Origin of the sequence: Chengkuizengella sediminis, from assembly GCF_010078385.1 — a bacterium.
In the GTDB taxonomy this organism is placed as follows: domain Bacteria; phylum Bacillota; class Bacilli; order Paenibacillales; family KCTC-33759; genus Chengkuizengella; species Chengkuizengella sediminis.
On record NZ_SIJC01000002.1, the window covers coordinates 376,386 to 395,791 of the forward strand.

17 protein-coding genes are annotated in these 19,406 nt (G+C 33.5%); all 17 read left to right on the top strand.

Annotated elements, in window-relative coordinates:
* Window positions 1-160: 160 nt before the first annotated feature.
* The 17 genes from EPK97_RS06370 (at window position 161) to asnS (ending at window position 19,343) form a co-directional block, all read left to right on the top strand.
* Window positions 161-751 (top strand): tetratricopeptide repeat protein, encoded by a 591-nt coding sequence (locus EPK97_RS06370; protein ID WP_162035766.1) that lies wholly within the window; start codon window positions 161-163, stop codon window positions 749-751.
* Between the two features lie 248 nt (window positions 752-999).
* Window positions 1,000-3,849: an ATP-dependent DNA helicase DinG gene (dinG, locus tag EPK97_RS06375; protein ID WP_162035767.1), complete on the top strand. Its 2,850-nt coding sequence runs from the start codon at window positions 1,000-1,002 to the stop codon at window positions 3,847-3,849.
* Between the two features lie 26 nt (window positions 3,850-3,875).
* A complete protein-coding gene (locus tag EPK97_RS06380; protein ID WP_162035768.1) occupies window positions 3,876-4,490 on the top strand; it encodes a redox-sensing transcriptional repressor Rex in 615 nt (204 codons plus the stop codon).
* A 58-nt stretch (window positions 4,491-4,548) separates the two neighbouring features.
* Window positions 4,549-5,469, top strand: coding sequence for a CPBP family intramembrane glutamic endopeptidase (locus tag EPK97_RS06385; protein WP_162035769.1), 921 nt, complete (start codon window positions 4,549-4,551; stop codon window positions 5,467-5,469).
* A 76-nt stretch (window positions 5,470-5,545) separates the two neighbouring features.
* Window positions 5,546-6,838: an amidohydrolase gene (locus EPK97_RS06390; protein WP_162035770.1), complete on the top strand. Its 1,293-nt coding sequence runs from the start codon at window positions 5,546-5,548 to the stop codon at window positions 6,836-6,838.
* Window positions 6,839-6,841: 3 nt separating this feature from the next.
* On the top strand, window positions 6,842-7,366 hold the full coding sequence (locus EPK97_RS06395) for a cell wall elongation regulator TseB-like domain-containing protein (protein WP_162035771.1): 525 nt from the start codon (window positions 6,842-6,844) through the stop codon (window positions 7,364-7,366).
* Between the two features lie 125 nt (window positions 7,367-7,491).
* The gene (locus EPK97_RS06400; protein WP_162035772.1) at window positions 7,492-8,016 is read left to right on the top strand and encodes a cation transporter; all 525 of its coding nucleotides are present in this window, start codon (window positions 7,492-7,494) and stop codon (window positions 8,014-8,016) included.
* 2 nt (window positions 8,017-8,018) lie between these two features.
* A complete protein-coding gene (locus EPK97_RS06405) occupies window positions 8,019-9,500 on the top strand; it encodes an AAA family ATPase (RefSeq protein ID WP_162035773.1) in 1,482 nt (493 codons plus the stop codon).
* A gap of 265 nt (window positions 9,501-9,765) precedes the next feature.
* Entirely contained in the window at window positions 9,766-10,065 is a 300-nt protein-coding gene (locus EPK97_RS06410; protein WP_162035774.1) for a hypothetical protein, read from the top strand.
* Window positions 10,066-10,197: 132 nt separating this feature from the next.
* Window positions 10,198-12,435 carry a YcdB/YcdC domain-containing protein gene (locus tag EPK97_RS06415; protein ID WP_162035775.1) on the top strand — a complete coding sequence of 746 codons (2,238 nt, stop codon included), beginning with the start codon at window positions 10,198-10,200 and terminating at the stop codon, window positions 12,433-12,435.
* Window positions 12,436-12,524: 89 nt separating this feature from the next.
* Complete coding sequence (locus tag EPK97_RS22130; RefSeq protein ID WP_276609474.1) at window positions 12,525-12,650, top strand: hypothetical protein; 126 nt, start codon at window positions 12,525-12,527, stop codon at window positions 12,648-12,650.
* Between the two features lie 265 nt (window positions 12,651-12,915).
* The gene (locus EPK97_RS06420) at window positions 12,916-13,344 is read left to right on the top strand and encodes a hypothetical protein (protein ID WP_162035776.1); all 429 of its coding nucleotides are present in this window, start codon (window positions 12,916-12,918) and stop codon (window positions 13,342-13,344) included.
* 319 nt (window positions 13,345-13,663) lie between these two features.
* Entirely contained in the window at window positions 13,664-14,782 is a 1,119-nt protein-coding gene (locus EPK97_RS06425; protein ID WP_162035777.1) for a carbohydrate kinase, read from the top strand.
* Window positions 14,772-15,695, top strand: a complete 924-nt coding sequence (locus tag EPK97_RS06430; protein ID WP_162035778.1) for a pseudouridine-5'-phosphate glycosidase — start codon at window positions 14,772-14,774, stop codon at window positions 15,693-15,695. The genes EPK97_RS06425 and EPK97_RS06430 overlap by 11 nt, the downstream gene beginning before the upstream one ends.
* 233 nt (window positions 15,696-15,928) lie before the next feature.
* Window positions 15,929-16,804 carry a 3-hydroxyacyl-CoA dehydrogenase family protein gene (locus EPK97_RS06435; protein ID WP_338075661.1) on the top strand — a complete coding sequence of 292 codons (876 nt, stop codon included), beginning with the start codon at window positions 15,929-15,931 and terminating at the stop codon, window positions 16,802-16,804.
* A complete protein-coding gene (locus EPK97_RS06440; RefSeq protein ID WP_162035779.1) occupies window positions 16,801-17,997 on the top strand; it encodes an acetate/propionate family kinase in 1,197 nt (398 codons plus the stop codon). The genes EPK97_RS06435 and EPK97_RS06440 overlap by 4 nt, the downstream gene beginning before the upstream one ends.
* Window positions 17,998-18,047: 50 nt before the next feature.
* Window positions 18,048-19,343: an asparagine--tRNA ligase gene (gene asnS / locus EPK97_RS06445; protein WP_162035780.1), complete on the top strand. Its 1,296-nt coding sequence runs from the start codon at window positions 18,048-18,050 to the stop codon at window positions 19,341-19,343.
* The last annotated feature ends 63 nt before the right edge of the window (window positions 19,344-19,406 follow it).

The window sequence follows — 19,406 nt, forward strand, 5'->3', positions numbered from 1 at the left end:
TACCAGCTCATCCATGAGCTGGAAAGTCACAAATAAGAACAAATCACTTCTATAGAGTTGAATATAATGTTCCTCGACTAAAATCTAACACGCCCATGTGTTGAACGTCGACACCAGCTTATCCATAAGTTGGCAGATCACTGAAGGTAGGGATGTACCCATGTTCAGGGAATTGTTTGATTCAATGAATCAAGTTATGGACGAAATCATGATTGAATACTCAGCAGCTACAGATGATAAAAAAGGGGAATTACATGAACAGATTAAAGCTTTAAAAGAAATGAGTAATACATTCATTGAAGAATGGTTACTGTTTGAAGAAAAAATGGATAAGTTTAATGAGGTACATTTAGATCTTCCAAAGCCTTCCTTATCCATCACGTCAAAAAAGGAAAGCTCGTTTATACAAGAAATTAATAGCGATTATTTTCAAAAAGGACTCGGTTATTTTAAACTTTTGATGTATAATCAGGCCGTTGAACAATTTAATAAAACAGTTAGTGAACATCCAGAATTTTTATTAACTAGAGTTTTTTTAGCATTGTCTTATTTAGAACTTGGAGAAAAAAATGAAGCATACAATCATTTTCAGTTTGTGACTTCTGTTTCTGAGGATGATAAAATCAATGCCATTTCATACAACGCAATGGGATGTATTCAAATGTTTCGTAAAAATGTGGAAAAAGCAGAGGAATATTTTAATATGGCTAAAAAAATTGACCCTGCATTAAGTTTTTATTCCCTTTCTTAGGCATTTTTTGATATCCTTTAATGGAGTACTTGGTTTTAGAAGAGGTAGTTCAAAAAGTTCCCTTTTGATCACGAAGTATCTCGAGGAGGTTTACTCGACGTCGAATCTGACATTCACCTTTGAAGTCCGGTGCTCATGTAGAAAACACCCTACACTCCGCTCCAGCTTCTACAGGTTCAAGTCACCTTCTCTCGGTGCTGAAAACTGAACTTTTTGAACAGGTTTTAGAAGGGAAGGAAACATTAAAGATGAAATTTGCAGTTTTAGATTTTGAAACAACCGGAAATCAATCTGAAGATCGTATTATACAAGTTGGACTTGTTATTATAGAAAATAAAACAATTACTGATACTTATACATCGTTCGTGAATCCTGAAAGAGAAATACCTACATTTATCACTGAATTAACAGGAATTTCTGATGAGATGGTGGGGGATGCTCCTTTAATTAACGAAGTAATCGATCAATTTCAACCCATGTTGAGCGACAGCATATTGGTTGCTCATCATGCCGCATTTGATTATAATTTATTACAAAAAGCTTTGGAAGAAGCAGGATATTCAACCTTTAATGGGAAAGTATTAGATACCATAGATTTACTGCGCTTAATGTATCCTGATATGACAAGTTTGCAGTTGTCTATGGTTTCTGATTCATTGGGAATTAACCATGAAAGGCCTCATCAAGCAGATAGTGATGCACTTGCTACAGCAAATATTTTATTACAAAGCCTTGATCGTTTTTTTAACTTACCTTTGTTAACTGTACAAAGGATCGCTCAAATTTTTGAACCAATTACTGATGATTTGGCTTGGTTTATTCACGAATTGAAAGCAGAAGTGGAACTTGAAACAAGCTTAGATACAAACACAAATAAATACTATAGACAATTTGCTTTAAACGTGAATGACTGGGCTGATGATTCTTCTGATTCAAATTTGAACCAGTCTGAACCCTCTAACTTAAACCCATCCTTTGAACATTTCATAGATGAAATAAAGGATTCATTAAATGAACAGTTTGAATCCTATAAAGAACGACCTGCTCAGGAACAAATGATTCATGAGATATATGAATCATTTGAAAATGAACAACATTTAATGATTGAAGCAAGTACAGGAACAGGAAAATCTCTAGGGTATTTAATTCCTTCAATTTATTATGGTTTGATGAATCATGAAACCATTTTAGTAAGTACAAATACCATCAATTTACAAGCACAGCTCATGGAACGTGATATTCCATTACTTCATAAGATTTTTCCTGCTCATTTTCGAGCAGCTGTATTAAAAGGTAGGAATCATTATCTTTGTCTAAGGAAATTTGAAAGTAAAATTAATTTAAAGGATATTGCAGATACACGTGAAGATCGTATTACAGCGGGGCAAATGATAGTATGGTTAAGTGAAACGAATCACGGAGATGATGAGGAAGTTTCATTTGGAAATAAGGGGAAGGAATTTTGGATGGATGTAGCAAGTGATGCTGATTCTTGCTTGAATCGATCATGTCCATGGTTTAAAAAATGCTTTTATCATCGCGCTAAATATCAGGCAAATCAAGCGGATGTAATCATTACAAATCATTCTATGATCATGACAGATGTTATTGCAGAAAATCGCTTGTTGCCTTCTTATGGTCATCTTGTCATTGATGAGGCCCATCACTTTGAACAAGTAGCCAGTCATCATTTGGGAAGTAATCTTACTTATTTTTCATTGATTCGAATATTCACTTGGCTTTTTAAAGATAGCAAAAATGGTTTATTGCCTCAGCTTCGTTTTCAACTGGAGCATATGGAGGAAATAGATGGTCATATATTTACAGGGAAAATAGATAAAACCTATGAAAAACTAATACAAATTAAAGAAGAATGGGACATTTTATCTGGCTTGTTTTATGATGTTATCATAAATAAACGAAATACCTCTTCTATTGAAGCTGGACAAGTCGTACTTCGTTTAAAAGTTGATCAACTGCCTGAATCTTGGAGTTCGATTAAAACTACTGAACAAAACATATACCTAGAATTAAACGAAGTTTTGAAAACATGTAATGAATTGTTAACTATATTAAAAGAATATCAAGATGAATATGATTTTCAAAGTTTATCAACGGATCTATCCGGTGCAATGAAAGATTTGTTTCAATTTAGGGACGATCTTAGATTGTTTGTGCAAATGAATGACTACAATGAAGTTTATTGGATAGAAGCAAATGCTCATTTTAAACAAAAATCAATCCAATTAAAACGAGTACCTATTGATGTAAGTGAAATATTGAAACAAAACTTTTTTGAAGTGAAAAATAGTATAATAATGACATCAGCGACAATGTCTGTTAATGAATCTTTTCAATATTCATTGGAACAGATTGGTTTAGAAGAAGATTTGAAAAATGAAAAACTTCGTGCTGTTCAGCTTCCTACAGCTTTTAATTATCGAGATCAGTCCTTAGTTTGTATACCAAGAGACTTTCCAGCTATTCGAGGTGCTGATGGAGATGAACATTTTATACAAAGCTTAACAAATTCTTTAGTTGAAGTAGCTATAGAAACACAAGGTAGAATGCTTGTATTATTCACATCCTACCGAATGCTTAAGCAGGTATATGAGAAACTAAAGGAGGTTTTAAAACCGCAAGGTTTTCAAATATTAGGTCAAGGTGTAGATTCAGGAAACAGAAGTAAATTAACACGTATGTTCCAAAAAAGTGATAAAAGTATATTACTAGGTGCAAGCAGTTTCTGGGAAGGTGTAGATATTCCAGGTGAAGCACTTAGCTGTTTGGTCATTGTTAGATTACCATTCCAGCCTCCGAATGATCCTGTTGTTGAGGCAAAATGTGATTATTTAAAGGAAAAAAAGCAAAATCCGTTTATGAAGTATTCTGTTCCTCAAGCAGTCATAAGGTTTAAACAGGGGTTTGGAAGACTCATTCGCACTGAAAAAGATAAAGGTGTCGTCATTATATATGATACCCGAGTTATTCATACACAATATGGTAAACATTTTCTGTATTCACTTCCAAAACCTAAAATCGAACATATGAAGTCAGAGCAAATGGTGCCACGAATCCAAGAATGGTTCTTGGATTGATGAAGTAGGAAAAGAGGTTGTGTGAAATGAAAAAAATTTCTGAAGCAGTTGTGAGAAGACTCCCGATATATTTAAGGTTTTTAAATGAATTACATGTTAGAAATATTCAAACTGTATCATCTAGAGATTTTGGAGAGAAATTAGGTATGAACCCTGCCCAGATACGTAAGGATCTTAATTACTTTGGAGAGTTTGGGAAAAAAGGAATCGGTTATGATGTACCTTATCTTATTGAAAAAATTCAACAGATATTGAAGTTAGATCAGACAAATCATGTTGCACTAGTTGGTGCAGGTAATTTAGGTCATGCACTGTGTAATTATAATATTTATTTAAAGAGCAATATGAAAATCACGGCTGTATTTGACGATTTCCCTGAAAAAGTAGGGGGCAAAATTAACAATTTAATCGTTCAGCCAATGAACGAGCTTACAGAAACCGTTCAATCACAAAAGATCAGAATAGGCATTATCACTGTTCCAGCCAGTGAAGCACAAAATGTAGCGGATGCTTTTGTGAAAGCTGGTGTTGAAGCCATTTTAAACTTTGCACCAAAAATTATAAAGGTTCCTCCAGAAATTAAAGTGCATCATGCAGATTTTACAACTGAGCTTCATAGCTTAGCATATTATTTAGACTAGAAATGATGATATCTTAGAAAGATAAGATCCAATCCAAACTGAGGTGATGGAACATCCTATGTCAGAAACGAATAATACATTATTAAAAGTAATTGGTAAGGTTTTATTAAGCTTATTATTGGCATTATTCATAACATTTATATATACAATAATCTCCACAAGTCTTTATGTTTTAATATCCAATGATCCCGTAGCCCTTGAAACTATCGCGGGTTCTGTTAACTTAAAAGAGCCGATGATTGTTTTAGTCTTGTATATACCTCAAGCTCTTGGTTTTATATCCGCAGCTATTTTGATGTATATAATATTTGAAAAAAAACAGAAGTGGTTTATGGGATGGAAGCAGAGTGATTGGGGAAAGCAGTTTTTTTTTGGTTCACTAATAGGGATATTATTAATGTCTATCTCATTTTTAATGATTTGGATATTGGGTGGGATTACGATTGAATCAGTACGTTCTGATTCTCAATTGTGGTTTCAGTTAGCTTTAGCATTAGTGATTTTTATCTTAACTGCTGTAAATGAAGAGCTGTTTTGTAGAGGTTATTTGCAAGGGTTGTTTAAATATCATTATGGTGCATGGCCTGCTATACTAAGTTCAAGTTTCATTTTTGCAGGATTACATATGTTAAATTTATCTGTATTTGACTCCCCAATTCCGCTGATCAATATATTTTTAGCTGGTGTATTACTTGCGGTTAGCAGGGAAGTTAGCGGTGGGCTTTGGATGCCAATTGGGATACATTTGACTTGGAATTATTTTCAGGGAAATATTTTTGGATTTGAAGTTTCAGGAAATGAAGTGAATTCATTGATTAAAAACCATACTCAAGGTCTAGAATTTATAAATGGTGGATTATTCGGTGCTGAAGGCAGTGTAGTGGCTACCTTCGTTCTTCTTGTTGCCATTTTTTCTTTTATTAAAATGAATCATAAGCAACATTCATATTTGACTTTATCGTTACGTAAACGTTTATAATTAATACATAAGAAAGTGAAAATGGAAACATAAAAGAATCTAAATGGATGTATTGAATTGAAAAGAGGAATCAAGAATGAAATTACTCATTAAAAATGGAACATTTATTACAATGAATGGACATGAAACGATAAAAGATGGTTATATGGTAGTTGAAAATGAACTTATTCAGTATATTGGAAAAGAAAAACCAGAAGGTAAAAATGACTATGATCAGATAATTGATGGTTCTAATCGCATCTATATGCCTGGATTAGTAAATACACATAACCATGCGGCAATGTCATTATTACGTGGTTATGCGGATGACATGGCGCTTCAGGTATGGTTAGAGGATAATATGTGGCCTATGGAAGCGAAGTTTACAAACGAAGAAGTGAGATGGGGCACTCAATTATCCATCTTGGAAATGATTAAAGGTGGAACAACTTGTTTTGTAGATATGTATGATCACATGGATGAAGTAGCACAAGCAGTAGAAGTTTCAGGTATGAGGGCTTCTTTAACCAGAGGGATGATCGGTTTTGGTGGGAAGGAAGTGCAAGATGCTAAGTTAAACGAAGCAAAAACATTTGCAAAAAATTGGCATGGAAAAGCGGACGGAAGAATTACAACGATGATGAGTCCTCATGCTCCTTATACTTGCACTCCAGAGTTTATAGAGAAAATTGTACAGGCTGCGTCAGAACTTCAACTGCCCATTCATACACATATGTCAGAAACACAACATGAAGTTTTGGAAAATGAGAAGCAGTACGGTTTAAGACCTGTAGCACACTTGCAAAAGTTAGGCGTGTTAGATCAACCATGTCTTGTAGCTCATGCAGTTCATCTAACGGATGAAGAAATTGGAATATTAAAGGAACATTCCGTTCATATTTCTCATAATCCAGGGAGTAATTTGAAATTAGCAAGTGGAATTGCCAGATTACCTGAACTAATGAAAGAAGGGGTTCTTGTTTCTTTAGGTACAGATAGTGCGGCAAGTAATAATAATTTAGATATGTTTGAGGAAATAAGGTTAGCTGCATTAATCCATAAAGGAAACACATATGATCCAACAGCAATTCCTGCAGTAGATGCGTTGCGTTTAGGAACAATTAATGGTGCAAGATCAATATGGTTAAATGATGTTGGGATGTTAAAAGTAGGTATGAAAGCAGATTTTATCGCTCTAAATAGCAATCAAGCTCATTTATTACCTAAATCAGATGTTATATCACATGTCGTATATTCAGCAGCTGCAGGTGATGTTGAAGACGTTTGGGTGAATGGAAATCAGCTTGTTAAAAACAAAGAACTTCTGACTTTAGATGAGGAAAAAATTAAATACGAATTTAATGCCTGTTTTGAAAGGTTGACCAAATAAATTATGGCTCGCGAATATGAACGATCTTTAAAAAAACAAAAATTAATTAGATATAGTGTTCTCATTTTTTTATTTCTAATTATCGTATTTTTAGTGTTGCGATGGTATTATTTAACGATTCAAAGTCCACACCGAGCGGAAGTAAATGAAGCCGTAACGAAAGCATATGCAGAGACAAATCTTATTGAAGTGATGGATACCGATACTTTTATTGGAGACGACGTTTATACGATTATTTATGGTAAAAATAAAGAAGAGCAGGATATTATCGTTTGGCTAAGTGAAAATGATGTCCATACCGAGCTGGTTTCTGATGGCATCTCTAAGGAAGAAATAAAAGAACGTATATTAAACAATGAACCAGATATTGAACTTTTACGTGTCACTCCAGCAAAATGGACAGATGAATGGGCTTGGGAAGTATTTTATAAACGTGACGATGAAAAAGGAACGAGACATTATTATGATTTTTATCAATTTGAAGATGGTGAATGGTTAGAAACATATACAATGAGTGTAATGAGATAAAAGATGTCCGAGAAAATCGGACGTCTTTTTTTCTATTTCCACAGATTACATTCGAAGCAACACACACAAATGTGATATACTAGTTGTACATACTAAAGTGATATACTAATGAAGGAGGCGTATATATGAAGTTTCGTCCTATACCCATTTTAGTTAGTTTAGTGATCTCTTTTTCTGTTTTATTTGGCGGATGGTCTCTATACAATAGTTACGCCTTAACAAATCCAATGACAGATATTGTTTCAAATATAGATGGTGTGAACGATGTAAATACAACTTTTGACACGGAACAGGTAACCATTGAATTATCAATAGATCCAAACATTAGTTTGAGAGAAGTCATTCAACAGATTGAATTAGAAGGTGAGTCTGTTATTAATAACCGTGAAGTAACATATCACATAATAGATAATTCTAATGACAAGATCGATCAATGGTGGTCATCTTCTTTATTTGATGTTGCTCAAGCAATGGATAATCAACAGTATGGAGATATTCCTTTAAAACTTGAACAGCAAAAACAAAAAGTAGAAGGTCTAGAAGTGAAAACTGAAATGGATGATCAGAATGTTTATGTACAATTAAAGCTTAATGAACATTATAAAGTCATCATTTTACCACGAACATCTGCGGAACTGGAGGTCTGGTAATTATGAATAAATACGGAAAAGAAATTGCTTTGGGTTTTCTTCCCGTTCTCATTTTCTTTTTATTATATATTGGTGTTAACGTGACACCCATAGTTGTATTATTAGCGTTAGGCTTTGGGGTGTTTTATTTCACTAAAGTAAAAGGAACTGTTGGTATTCAAGGGGAGCGGAAACGTTCTGAAGCTAAGATTTCACATTTAACTTTTGAAGATATTGGCGGACAAGATAGTGCGAAAAATGAGCTGAAAGAAGCATTAGATTTTTTAATTCACAAAGATGAAATAGCAAAGTTAGGGATTCGTCCTTTGAAAGGGATCTTGCTAACAGGACCTCCTGGAACAGGTAAAACATTGTTAGCAAAAGCAGCAGCTCATTATACAAATTCAATATTTGTTTCAGCATCAGGAAGTGAATTTGTTGAGAAATATGTTGGAGTTGGTGCTAGTCGTATACGTGATATGTTTAAAGAAGCAAAAATGAAAGCTATCAAGGAAAAAAAGGAAAGTGTTGTTGTTTTTATTGATGAAATTGATGTCATTGGAGGCAAACGTGATGGTGGGCAGCATCGCGAATATGATCAAACTTTAAATCAGTTGTTAACTGAAATGGATGGTATTCATACAGCGGAAACACCTCGTATACTTATGATGGCAGCAACGAACCGTAAGGAAATGCTGGATAGTGCTTTGCTTCGTCCAGGACGTTTTGATCGTCAGATTCAAGTTGATCTCCCAGATAAAAAAGGCAGATTTCATATTCTTAATATTCATGCAAAAAATAAACCAATAAATAAAGAGGTAGATTTAAATAAAGTTGCAGCTGAATCTTATGGATTTTCCGGTGCACAGTTAGAAAGTGTGATGAACGAAGCCGCTATTTATGCGATGAGAAATAAGGAAAATAATATACAGCATAAACATCTTTCTTTAGCAATTGATAAGGTGATGATGGGTGAAAAAACGGATCGAGAATCAACAAACGAAGAGCGAGAAAGAGTTGCTCTTCATGAGTTAGGTCATGCTATTATGGCTGAATTAGTTCGCCCTGGCTCCGTTTCACAGGTGTCATTAACCCCTAGAGGTCAAGCACTAGGATTTGTGCGTCATAATCCGCAGAAAGATCAGTATTTGTATACGAAGAGTTATTTAGAACAGCAAATTCAAATTACTTTAGGTGGTTCAGTAGCTGAACAAATGTTTTATGGAGGTAGAAGCACGGGATCAAGGAATGATTTCGAACAAGCTTTAAATCTAACAGAAAATATGATTTATTCAGGTTTAACTGAACTAGGTATTGTGAACCAAGATATGGTGACAAAAGAGGATTTGTTAAAAACAAGCAAAGGTATTTTAGATGACTTAACTATAAAAACGCGTGCGGATTTAGATCATTATAAACCTGTATTTGAACAGTCTTTACAAATACTAATTGATGAAGAAGTTTTAAATGGTAACCAGTTTAGAGAATTAATGCAAAATAAATAGATCAAAAGTCTCGAATCACTTAATATGAAATATCAAATAGGACCATCCTCATGATGATTATGACTCATTGAGGATGGTTTTATTATGTTTCTTGAAATTTTGAAACGAATTTCCTATTTACGATCATCATTAAATTCTGTAAGATTTATACATAAAGTGATATATTAATGTCTTTAAATATTGATATTTGGAAACTAAACATTAAGCGACTTTTTTTACATAAAAGAAAGAACTGAATTAAATAAGACTGTATGAGGTGATAAAAATGGAGACACCACAAGAATTAATGGATGAATTTGTTGGCGCATCAGTTAGATACGGGGAAGCATTAGAAGTTGGAGATTTTAATCAGACCATCATAGAAAGAGCTACTATTTATAAAATTCGAGAATATGTGAATGGTTCTGAATATGTGGATGAATTTAAAAAGCTGTTAGATCACTCGAATGATTATGTTAGATATAAAACGGCATTTTGTATAATGCCATTTGAACCTGATAAAGCAAGAGAGATTATAAAAGAACTATCACAAAAAAGTGGTTTTTGGGATATAGGTCGAAAGTAACAAAAAACCATGATAAGGAGATTACACCTTAATCATGGTTTTTTTTATGCATGCATTTATAAATAAGAAAAATGCTTCATATGAATAAGATAATATTTATTAGAGAAAATTTGAAAAAGGAGGGTAATAAGATTGCAGAAGAAAAAGAAATTAGTAGTTTTGTTTTTATCATTCGCAATATTAGTAAGTAGTTTTATGTCAAGTATTAGCGCAGAGACTATGACCAAAACAACTATCATTGAAACAAGCACGACAACATTTGGAGCTTCAATTACAAATACTTTAAGTGAACATCAAGATATGTCTAGAGATGAACTTGTGAGTAAAGTAAGAGAATTATTTCCAAACAAATTTGATTTCATTCATGATGAAGATTTTGAGTTGGAAACTTTATATGATGAAGAAGGGTATAGGATATCGTTTTATAAAAGGTTTAGTGAAGATAAAAGTATATATGGAGATTTTCAATTTGATGAATCCATGAAACTAATAAGTTATTATTATGATGCTGAAGAATTGGGAAACCAAGGTGCCCTTTTTCCACCAAAGGTAAATCGTGAAGAAGCAAAAGAGATTGCTAGAGGATTTTTACAATCTATTCAATTAACGAATGTTGAATTAGAGAATGATCCTTATCGATTTGGGAATACGTCACCTTTAACTGAACCAATAGAATATCATTTTTCTATTATAATAAAAGAAAATGGAATTCCAATTCAAGATCAACAGGGAAGTATAACTGTACAAAGTGATGGTGAAATTACAAGATACTATAATAGAAACAGTACCGGTAGAGAAACATTCGAAGATATAAGTAACATTTCATCTTTAGAAACGATAAAAGAACAAGTTGAAAAAGAGATCAATCTTGAATTGGTTTATTTAATAGATTGGGATTATCGAAACGACGAAATCCAAGCAAATTTAGCCTATGGTTTAAATCCTAATTTTGATAAAGTTTATGCCCAAGATGGTTCTTATTTATTAAATGGTGAGTTAACAAATGATCTTAAGCCAAATCGAAAATACAAATTCATCAGTGACTCTCCTTCACAAAATACTAACTTTTCAAAAGAAGAAGCTGAAAAATTGGCTGTAGAATTGTTAGCACCTGTAGATGAGGATGTTGAGCTTGTCATTAAAAGTGTGAACGAAGAGGAACGTTTAGGTCTCTCAACTTATGAAGTGAGTTATATGTATTATTTTGGAAACTCAGGCACAGGGTCTAGTGTAAGTTTTGATAAAGAAACTGGGGATGTATTAAGTTTTCATAAAACTGATTATAGAAATCAAGGTTCTTCTTCTGAACAAAATGGTGTGATTACTGTTGATGAAGCCTCGGATAAAGCTATCGAATATTTTAAAAAATATGCACCTGCTAAAACTCATGAATTCGTATTTTATGAAGATGGAAGTAATTTGAATCAAACGTATTTGAGGTATGGAGACGGAACAGAATATGTTTTTCATTTTCCACAATATAAAGACGGTATTAGGATTGAAGGAAATGGTGCAGATGTTTCTGTAAGTAAAGAAGATGGAACCTTAATAAGAATGAATGTAAATGATTATCAGCCTATTCAGTGGCCAAATCCAGAAGATGCATTATCACAAGAAAAAGTGATATCTGACTTTAAAAGTAATCTGACATTAGAATTAATTTACGATGTGAGTCCCGATTATAAAGTGGGAGGAGAAAAAACTTACCTTGCTTATTATAGTATCAGTTTTGCTCCAGAGGTTTATAGTTTTTACGATGCTATTCAAGGAGAGTGGGTACCTAGAAGTTACGCATCGGATCAATTATCAACAAATATTGAAGTAGAACACTCATGGGCAAAAAAAGAAATCAATTATCTGATAATGAAAAGAATTATTTCTGTTGGTAAAAATGAAATGATTGATCCTGGTAAATCAATAACTGTTGGCGATGGCTTAAATATACTCATCAAGTCAATCAATGATCCTTATGACATTGAAGGTACTGAGGGGGTTTCACCAACATTCTCGAATATTAATTTAGAGCATGATGATTTTCATATTATAGAAAGAGCAGTATTTCAAGAAATTATTAATGAGGAAGCAGATACCTTTGTTATAGATGAAACTTTGACTAGAGAAAAATTAGCCTATTGGTATGTACGTGCGTTAGGTTTGCAAAAAATGGCTGAGCAAAAAGATCTATATCTTATTGATTTTACTGACAGGGAACAAATTACAAATGATTATCAAGGGCATATTGCAATAGCAAATTCTTTAGGTTTGTTAACAGAAAATAAAAATGGTCAATTCCGTCCACAGGAATCGGTATCCTTGGCAGAGATTTCTGTTTCGGTAATTCGTTTAGCGAATATGATGAGTGAGTTTTAGTGAAGGAAAATATTTAAACCCTATCGTTTGTTATCATAAAAAAATGATAATTTAGAAAACTGTTATCTACGTTTGTGGTGACAGTTTTTTTGTCACTAAAAATTCAAGAAAGCTTAAGTAAGGAAGAAGCTATAGAAATTGCAACAGAAGTTCTAAAGGAAATTCCTGATAGTATGCCAGCAACTGAAATACTTGAACAGTATAAAATAGAATAATCAAATGTAATGTATGTTAAAGAAGAACTTTAAGGAAAATTTTCCTAAGGTTCTTGACTATGTTTTGATCCATCAAGAAGTTTTATGATAATAATGCTTCAATCTGTAAAATTAAAGTTAGGAATGATGTTACAGCTTAAAAAATCTTAACATAAACATTTAATATAACTCTTTGTAGATGATTTTATTATTTTCTCAAAAAATGGGAAAGCTAAATTAACTAGACATTTATAACTTAAATAAATCATCTACGGGAGTGTGAAATATGAATAAATTGAAACTATGTTTTTATGTTTTGAACATTTTTCTAATCTTGAGTTTAATTAGTTGTACAAATGACAATAACAACATTAAAGAAGAACTAACTTTAGATGATGTGACAACTACCCTTACGGAAGAAGGAATTAAACTTAAAGAGGCGGAGCGGAATTCTAGGAGTATCTTTCAACTTGAATTGAACGGTGTTACTCCGAACGTCTATGCAATTGGGGACAATGAACTATCCATTTATATTTTTGAAAATGAGACAGAGCGAAATAAAGGAATGGATGAATTTAAAGAAAAATTAGGTTCAGCAGACATTGATGTAGACAAATATACGCATGAAATCAATAATGTCACTATCTTTTATTTGTATCAGGGTGAAGATATAGATGAAAAGATGGAAAATGCAATCAACAAATTATCTAGTTGAAAAGTTATGTATTTAAAATTAGCCTATTCCCTGATAATAAATAGGGAGTAGGCTTTTAAATAATCAAAGTTAAAAAAAAATTTGAACATCAGTATTGAATCATGAGTGTTACAGAAGAAAGTCATTTACTCTATTTTGCTTCTAAAATATACATTCAATATCACTTTTACATTTTATATTTTCTTCAATTAAAAAGAACTTTAATTTATTAATGATTATTGAAACTCTTCCAAATTTACCCTTCGATTGCCATCACCCAAACAAAAGTTTATAATATAAACAAACATCATAAAATTAGTTTACTGAAGGTGGTGAAACCATGAATCAAAAAGAACAACGCATCCTTCATCTAATCCAAGAAAATCCTTTTATCACTCAAAACGAACTAGCAGAAAAATTGGAATTATCACGACCTGCTGTAGCAAACTATATTTCCACACTTACAAAAAAAGGAAAACTTGTTGGACGAGCATACATTTTACCTAAGGAAAAACATATTACTTGTATAGGTGGCGCAAATGTAGATCGTAAAGCACAGGTGATAGGATCAGCTCAATATGGAACATCAAATCCAGTCACTTCTTTTAAATCAACTGGGGGAGTTGCACGAAACATTGCAGAAAACCTTGGTAGATTAGAAAGTTCAGTTTCACTTCTAACACTTCTAGGAGAGGATTCTGAAGGGGAGTGGTTATTAGAAAAAAGCAAACCTTATATCGATATGAGTTTAATTTATAAAATTCCGAACAGCAATACAGGGGCTTATACAGCAGTCATTGATTCTGATGGGGAAATGGTCATCGCATTATCTGAAATGTCTATTATCGATCAAATGGAAGTATCTCATGTGCAAAAAAGGTGGGGGCGTATTGCTGGTTCAGATTTAATATTAATGGATACAAATTTACCTCCTGAAGTCATCGAACACATCATAAAACAAAGTTACATCAAAAACATCCCAGTTTGTATTGCTTCTGTTTCATCTCCTAAGATCAATAAAATTCCTGAGGATTGTACAGGAGTGACTTGGTTGATTTTAAACCGAGATGAAGCTGAAACTTTAACAGGTATACCTTTAAATGAGGAAAACAACTATAAAAAAGCTACAGATATAATGATCGCAAAAGGAATAGAAAATATAGTGATTACACTTGGAGAACAAGGCGTATTTTATGCTACTAACAAGGGAGAGTCAGAGTATATTCTTCCTCCAGAAATCCATGTTCAAGATGTTACAGGTGCTGGGGATTCACTAATAGCTGGAATAGTTTATGCCACACTTCAAGGTGAAGATATACAAACGGCTTGTAAATATGGGATGTCTTGTTCAGCAATTACTTTACAAACAAATGAAACAGTACATTCTGGATTAAACAAAAAAGTGTTACATGAAGGATATACAACTTATTTTGAAGGGGAAGATCAACATGAAACTTAAATCATTCATAGAATATTCACAAGAGGTATTAGAAGCCAAAAATAATAATAAACCGGTGGTTGCTTTAGAATCCACGATTATCTCTCATGGAATGCCTTATCCACAAAATGTAGAAACAGCGAAAACAGTGGAACAGATTATTCGAGACAATGGTGCTGTACCAGCTACAATTGCCATCATCAATGGAAAAATAAAAATAGGATTAACGGAAGATGAAATTGAATTTTTAGCAAAAAGTGATGAGATTGAGAAAGCGAGTCGAAGAGATTTACCCTATTTATTAATGAAAAAGAAACATGGTGCTACAACCGTAGCAGCAACGATGATTTGTGCGAATTTAGCAAACGTCGAAGTGTTCGTAACAGGTGGAATTGGTGGTGTACATCGTGAAGCGGAAACGACGATGGACATTTCAGCAGATTTACAAGAACTTGCTAAAACGAATGTAGCAGTCGTATGTGCTGGCGCAAAATCTATATTGGATATCGGTTTGACATTAGAATATTTAGAAACATATGGTGTGCCTGTACTTGGATATGAAACAAAAACGTTACCTGCCTTTTATTCACGTTCAAGTGCATTTGAGGTCGATTATCAAGTGAATTCAACAAGTGAAGTTGCCGAGATGATTGATACGAAATGGGGATTAGGATTAGATGGTGGAGTTGTCATCGCAAACCCAGTTCCTAAAGAAGATGAACTTTCACCCGAATTTATGAATCAAATTATAAATCAGGCTTTATCAGAAGCAAAGGAAAATAACATCTCTGGTAAAGAAACAACGCCATTTTTATTGGATAAGGTAAAAGAATTAACAAAAGGTCAAAGTTTAGTAACCAATATAGCACTTGTGGAGAACAATGCTAATGTGGGCGCACAAATTGCAGTTCAGCTTCATGCTTTAAAGAAGTAAAAAATATATACAAATAGTGAAAATTCTCTTTTCATATTAGATGAAGACGGTGAACAACTTTGTTGAGCATCGTCTTTTTAGTATAATTAAACTATAAGTTTAATCATTTCCTGTGAACATTTTGTGTAATTGATGAAAATGAATGTTACATTTGTTATGATCTTTTAGGGAAAATTAATCAAAAAGTACTTGTTCAAAAAGTTCTTTTAATAAATTTATAAATAAAAAAGGTGATACTATTGTTTAAAAAAATAGGAGTTGTTGGGGCAGGTACAATGGGTCAAGGCATTGCAGAAATGCTTTCCAAAAAAGGACTCGAAGTGTACCTTGTTGAAAAAACAGAGGAAAAACTAGAACAATCATGGAATAGTATTGAGATCAGCTTAGACAAACAATTAGAGAAATGGGCAATAACTGAAGCAGAGAAAAAATTGACCCTATCTAAAATTGAAAAAATTACAAATGTACATAAGCTATCTGAATGTGAAATGATCATAGAAACCATTACTGAAAATTTACGTGATAAGAAAAAAGTATTTGAAATGTTAGATGAAATTTGTTCTCCAGACGTTATTCTAGCTAGTAATACTTCAACATTAAGTTTAACGGAACTGGCAAGTAAAACAAAACATCCTGAAAGAGTAATTGGATTACATTTTTTACACCCTGTTGCTGAAATTGATTTAGTGGAAATTATAAGAGGATTAAGAACATCTGAAGAAACCTTTCTAAGTACATTGAATTTTGTGCAAGAAACGATAGAGAAAAAAGGGATTATGGTTTACGAATCCCCAGGGTTTGTTACTTCCCGTTTAATCTGTTTATTAATTAATGAAGCACTTCACACATTAGAGGAAGGTGTCGCTTCTGCAGAGGATATTGATACAGCAATGAGACTGGGTTATGATTTCCGTTATGGTCCGCTTGAAATGTGTGATCGATTTGGATTGGATGCTGTATTGGCAGCATTGGATCGTTTATTCCGTGAATTTGGAGATTTGAAATATCGTCCATCTTATTTATTGAAAAAGATGGTAAGAGCTGGTAATCTTGGAGTGAAAACAGGAGAGGGATTTTTTAGATATGATGTGGATGGTGATCGGATATGAAAATATTAGTGATCAATGCAGGTAGTTCATCTTTGAAATACCAACTATATAATATGGAAAATGAATCAGTACTCGCAAAGGGAAGGGTGGAAAGAATTGGTTTTGAATCCTCAATATTGTCTCATGAACCTGAGGGTAAACCTGAAGTAACAGAAGTGAGTGAGATTCTAGATCATACAACAGCAATAAAAAAAGTAGTGCAAATGTTAGTCCATCAAGAACATGGTATAATAAAATCTGTTGATGAAATTGAAGCGGTTGGTCATCGCGTAGTGCATGGAGGGGAGAGTTTTTCTAACTCTGTCATCGTAACACAAGAGGTTAAACAAGAAATTAAAAAATTGTTTGACTTAGCTCCATTACATAATCCTGCTCATATGATGGGAATTCAAGCCGTTGAGATAACAATGCCAAACATTCCTCAAGCAGTTGTATTTGATACCGCATTTCATCAGACCATGCCTGCATCCTCTTATCTTTATCCAATACCTAAGGCATTATATAAGAAATACAAAATCAGAAGATATGGATTTCATGGAACATCACATGATTATGTAAGTCAAAGAGCTGCTGAATTTTTAGGTGAGAATCTAGAAGACCTTAAAATTGTCACCTGCCATATAGGAAATGGTGTAAGTTGTACAGCTATAAAAGATGGTAAATCTTTTGACACTAGTATGGGGATGACTCCATTAGAAGGATTAATGATGGGAACACGAAGTGGTGATTTAGATCCTGCTGTTGTACCTTATATTATGGGGAAAGTAGATTTAAGAATATCAGAAGTGAATTCCATGTTAAATAAACATAGTGGGCTCATGGCTATTTCTGGGCACAGCAGTGACATGAGAGAAATTGAAGAGGATATGAATGAAGGAGATGCTAATGCTAAGCTTGCTTTTGATATGTATGAATATCGATTGCGAAAATATATTGGTTCTTATGCTGCTGCTATGGATGGTATGGATGTTCTTGTGTTTACAGCGGGGGTTGGTGAAAATTCAGTTACTTTAAGAAAAAGAATTTGTGAACAATTGACCTTTTTTGGAATTGAATTAGATGATAATATAAATGAGACTAGGTCTTCTGAAGAACGTAGAATTTCATCCAACAATTCAAAAGTAGAAGTGTTAGTGATACCTACGAATGAAGAATTAGTTATTGCTAGAGATACTTATAAACTTATAAAGTAATTAGGGGAGAGTAAAGATTTCAATTAAATTAAGTGTAAAAGGGTGATGATATGAGTAATAAATGTATGGTTCGTGAAGTTGGACAATATGTAGGACAGGAAGTAACAATCGGATGTTGGGTTCACAATAAAAGATCAAGCGGGAAAATTCAATTTTTACAATTAAGAGATGGTACTGGTTTTATCCAAGGTGTCATGGTTAAACAAGAAGTAGAAGAAGAAATCTGGTTAGCAGCTAAAGAGTTAACTCAAGAAAGCTCTTTATATGCGACAGGAATTGTAAGGGAAGAAGAGAGAAGTCCTTCCGGATTTGAGCTAACTTTAACAGGTGTAAAAGTCATCCACCTAACAAAAGATTATCCAATTACTCCGAAGGAACATGGTGTTGACTTTTTAATGGACCATCGTCATTTATGGATGCGTGCACCTAGACAACGTGCAATTTTGGTCATTCGAAATGAAATTATTAGAGCAGTACATCAGTTTTTTAATGAAAAAGGGTTCACAATGGTGGATGCACCGATTCTTACGCCTTCATCATGTGAAGGAACGACAGAATTATTTCATACAAAATATTTTGAAGAAGATGCTTTTCTTTCACAAAGTGGACAACTCTATATGGAAGCAGCTGCTATGGCACTAGGGCGTGTATATTCCTTTGGTCCAACATTCAGAGCAGAAAAATCAAAAACACGTAGACATTTGATAGAATTTTGGATGATTGAACCTGAGATGGCGTTTGTAGAACATGAGGAAAGCTTACAAATACAAGAACAATTTATTTCACACATCGTACAATCGGTTCTGGAAAATTGCCAAAAAGAGCTTAAATTTTTGAAGAGAGATTTAAGTAAACTTGAACAAATTACAGGGGACTTCCCTCGTATTACATACGATGAAGCGATTCAGTTTTTACAAGATAAAGATTTTGAGATTAAATGGGGAGAGGATTTTGGGGCTCCACACGAAACAGCTATTGCTGAACATTATGATAAACCCGTATTTATCACAAATTATCCAACAGAGTTAAAATCATTTTACATGAAACCTGATCCAGAACGACCAGAAGTCGTTTTATGTGCAGACCTTATTGCCCCTGAAGGATATGGTGAAATCATCGGAGGAAGTCAAAGAATAGATGACGTACAATTAATGGAACAGCGATTTGCTGAGCATAAATTATCCGAGGAAGCGTATCAATGGTATATGGATTTAAGAACGTATGGTTCTGTTCCTCATTCTGGTTTTGGACTAGGATTAGAAAGAACGGTAGCTTGGATTTGTGGAATAGAGCATGTTCGCGAAACGATTCCGTTCCCACGTCTATTACATCGCATGTACCCATAAGTGAATGTTCAAAAAGTATGGAAAACCTCCTTTTTGAACCAAAAGATAAGATCAATGAGGAGG